This window comes from Comamonas sp. GCA5, assembly GCF_036541385.1.
Taxonomy (GTDB): Bacteria; Pseudomonadota; Gammaproteobacteria; order Burkholderiales; family Burkholderiaceae_C; genus Comamonas; species Comamonas aquatica.
This window is the reverse complement of record NZ_JAZHFR010000159.1, coordinates 1-2,687: the sequence shown is the minus strand read 5'-3', so window position 1 is coordinate 2,687 and position 2,687 is coordinate 1. Positions and strand designations below refer to the sequence as shown.

Sequence of the window (2,687 nt, the reverse complement as noted above, 5' to 3'; positions counted from 1 at the left end):
TGATCAGCATGGCAACTCCTTGGCACGGGATTGCCATGTTGCCAGAACTGCTTGCAGTACCTCTCGGCCATGCAGCAACGGACGCTTGTTTTTAAGCAGCCAATCGTCCGGGACCCGACAGTTAAGCATAAAAAAGCTTTGCTTGAAGCTGGATGTTTCCAAGTCATTTATCTATAGCAGACTGAATTCTCATTCAAAGTACTATGATGAAAAATTTCCTAAGCCAATAAGGTTGAGTGAAAATTCCGTAGCATGGATTGAGGATCAGATCGATGATTGGATTGAGTCCAAGATGAATGTTGCTCAGTCATCTTGAGGACCTAACTTGCCAGCCACGTGCTGGCTTTGTTTTGTGCAGAAAACTTGTGTGAATGACTGGTGATTCTGATCAGTTGTGATGATTTAAAGCCTGAAGTGTTTTGGGAGCTTATGTTATAAAGATTAATAACAAAGATGACTTAAAGAATAGTGCATCAATTAACTGATGAAATATACACAAGCAGTTCTCTTCACGAGATGATTGCTTGTGTAATGAAGGGATAAAGAGATCTGATCTCACCATCTTAGCTTGACCCTAAGGTGGTCAAGCTTCTGGGTGCTGTATGAAGTTTGAAATTGAAAAAAGTTCTCTTGAGCGGGAGGCTCTGCTTTATGAGCTGCAGCTAGCTTCTTGGATGAAGTTGGCTGATGAAGTGGCTAGAAGAATCTATTCTTCTTTGAAATCTAATTTGAAGCTGAGGCTCAGTAGGAAGCTGAGAGTTCTGCTTCAGGCCTTGGATAGTGAGCTTCCTAGTCCTGATGATGAATTCTTCAAGGAGATAGTTTGCAAGGTTTATACATCTTTCTCTGTATTCAAAGCTCTTATGGATGCTAGGGCTGAGTGGAAGTGTGCTGATGACTTTGAAGGAATACTTTTTTATAACTTAATAAAGAGGATTGGATCTAAGGGGTTTAACAACGCCTATCAGGAGGAAGATAAGCTCCACAAACGTAGGGCAGAGTCTTTGTATGACTATATTTCTGATTTAAAAATAGCTCATAGCAAGATCATGATTGTGAGGCTTGATCTTTACTACCATCAAGAGCCTATACAATCAATAAGCTCTCAGCAAAACGTTGTAGATGATTGGAGTAGGCTGCTTGCTTTTGCACGCAAGAGCTATAAGCAGAATTTTCTTGGCTATGCAATGAAGATTGAGTTTGGTGATGATAGAGGGGTACACATTCACTCTATCTTTGTTTTGAATGGCTCAAATCTCAGGCGCGATGTGAATGTAGCAAGGAGTCTTGGTCATCACTGGGTCAAAGACGTTGTGCCAATAATTGGTAGGTACTTCAACTGCAATGAAAAGAAGCATCAGAAAAATTACAAATGGAGATCTGTTGGTGATTTCGTAAAAATGGATGAAGATTTTCAGAATGGTGTCAAGGCTATGTCTGCCTATGTCACTAAGCCTGATCCATTTCCTCGTCTAGTGGTTCATGGGTTAAGCAGAACATTTAGGAAAGGAGAGATTAATTCGAAGAAGAAAGCGCGTGTGATGCGTCGCAAAGAGGTCTTAAAAGCTTTTTCTCAGGATGCGGTATCTTCGCGTGTCTGAGTAGTGTTAAGGTCATGGCTCTTGGGAGGGGTCATGGCCTTTAGTGAGTTTGAAGTACGAAGAATCAGCAAAGTTGTTGCAGGTTTTGTCGAAAAGCGTAGACCGCCTGCACACGTACGCGACCAGTTAGATCTGATGTTTTCGATTGAGGGGCAGTCTATTTTCCTGCTGGAGAAAAGGAGGCTTATGGATGGAGAAGTGATTGAGCGTCCATTTGCCAAAGCTACCTGGGTCAAGACGCAGCAACTCTGGAAGCTGTACTGGCAGCGTGCAGATCTCAAGTGGCACAGCTATGAGCCTGCTGCAGCTGTATCCACCATTGAGGCATTCTGTGATGTGGTGGATAAAGATCTCTACGGATGCTTTTGGGGATAGGCGCATCCATGTGAAGCAGATGTCGCATGTCTGTCTGCTTGCGTGCTGCGGTTTGTAATCTTTTGTTGCAGGTATGCTTGGGCTATGGCGATTCCAGACTACCAAACTTGCATGCTTCCGTTCTTGTCGTACTTGGCTGATGGCGGTGAGCATTCGTTGCGAGAAACAGAAGAGGCTCTTGCAGAGCAGTTCGGTCTCACATCGGCTGAGAGGGCAGAGCTACTGCCAAGTGGGCAGCAAGGTGTGTTCAAGAATCGGATTGGGTGGGCAAGAACGTACCTGAAGAAGGCTGGGCTGATTGAGGCTCCAAAGCGAGCCGTCTTCAAGATCACGGCTCGTGGTCAGCAGGTCTTGGCCTCCAAGCCAGTGCGTATCGACTCGAAGTATTTGGAGCAGTGGCGGCGTTGTTGCATAAATAGCTATGCCGCCAGGTGTAGGCTTGCGACATGAGCCCAGCCAACAAACCTCGCTACCAAACCACGAATTGGAAACAGTACAACGCAGCACTCAAGGCACGTGGTTCACTGTCAATTTGGTTGGACAAGCGCATGGCCTGGTTTGCCGCTGGCAGCGGCAAACGCGGACGTAGTCGAGGGTGTGCAAAATTTTGTGTAAACGGCCAATCAACAGCCGGCGCAAGCCGGCCTGTCCGTAAACACTATGAACACCAAGAAACACGACGTACCCGAAGAACTGCTGTCTGGCCTGCTG

4 protein-coding genes and 1 pseudogene are annotated in these 2,687 nt (G+C 45.6%); all 5 read left to right on the top strand.

Annotation, left to right across the window (positions count from 1 at the left end; translation table 11 throughout):
- The first annotated feature begins 19 nt into the window (after nucleotides 1-19).
- A complete protein-coding gene (locus tag SJH88_RS19835; RefSeq protein WP_420921764.1) occupies nucleotides 20-316 on the top strand; it encodes a helix-turn-helix transcriptional regulator in 297 nt (98 codons plus the stop codon).
- A gap of 286 nt (nucleotides 317-602) precedes the next feature.
- Nucleotides 603-1,601, top strand: a complete 999-nt coding sequence (locus SJH88_RS18855) for a YagK/YfjJ domain-containing protein (protein ID WP_274755355.1) — start codon at nucleotides 603-605, stop codon at nucleotides 1,599-1,601.
- A gap of 33 nt (nucleotides 1,602-1,634) precedes the next feature.
- A complete protein-coding gene (locus SJH88_RS18850; RefSeq protein ID WP_274755354.1) occupies nucleotides 1,635-1,976 on the top strand; it encodes a DUF3024 domain-containing protein in 342 nt (113 codons plus the stop codon).
- 84 nt (nucleotides 1,977-2,060) lie between these two features.
- Nucleotides 2,061-2,426 carry a winged helix-turn-helix domain-containing protein gene (locus tag SJH88_RS19830; protein WP_420921763.1) on the top strand — a complete coding sequence of 122 codons (366 nt, stop codon included), beginning with the start codon at nucleotides 2,061-2,063 and terminating at the stop codon, nucleotides 2,424-2,426.
- Nucleotides 2,423-2,584 (top strand): annotated as a pseudogene (locus tag SJH88_RS18845) (IS5/IS1182 family transposase); the annotation flags it as partial. The gene SJH88_RS19830 and the pseudogene SJH88_RS18845, both read left to right, overlap by 4 nt.
- Nucleotides 2,585-2,687: the final 103 nt, after the last annotated feature.

Coding starts and splice junctions, on each gene's coding strand:
- SJH88_RS18855 (WP_274755355.1), top strand. CDS start 603: ATGAAGTTTGAAATTGAAAAAAGTTCTCTTGAGCGGGAGGCTCTGCTT.
- SJH88_RS18850 (WP_274755354.1), top strand. CDS start 1,635: ATGGCCTTTAGTGAGTTTGAAGTACGAAGAATCAGCAAAGTTGTTGCA.
- SJH88_RS19830 (WP_420921763.1), top strand. CDS start 2,061: ATGGCGATTCCAGACTACCAAACTTGCATGCTTCCGTTCTTGTCGTAC.